1 protein-coding gene is annotated in these 276 nt (G+C 63.4%); it reads right to left on the bottom strand.

Annotated features, from left to right (window positions below; all coding sequences use genetic code 11):
- Positions 1-88: 88 nt before the first annotated feature.
- Positions 89-217, bottom strand: a complete 129-nt coding sequence (locus tag SB775_RS29130) for a hypothetical protein (RefSeq protein WP_410864695.1) — start codon at positions 215-217, stop codon at positions 89-91.
- Between the last annotated feature and the right edge of the window lie 59 nt (positions 218-276).

Genomic DNA, 276 nt, shown 5'->3' with positions numbered 1-276 from the left:
CGCGCATCAGCGTTCCATGCTCAAGCGCCTGAATGAGGCCAGCACGCGCATGCTCATCAAGATCGGCAAAGATCGTGTGATATCGGTGCTAGCTTTCGTCATCGAGTGCGGCGAGGCCGATCCGCCATGCCTCCTGCAAGCGCGGCAGTTGAGCATGGCGATAGCCGTCGCTCTTGCCCGCTGCAATCTTGCGATCGACAAGCGCTGCGAGCGGCACGACTGGCCGATGCACCGGCTGCGGGACGATGACTTCGCATAGCGCGCGCAACGCGCGCC

It is taken from the genome of Peribacillus sp. SIMBA_075 (assembly GCF_046534585.1).
Note: the sequence above shows the minus strand (reverse complement) of the source record. Positions and strands in the feature narration are given on the sequence as shown.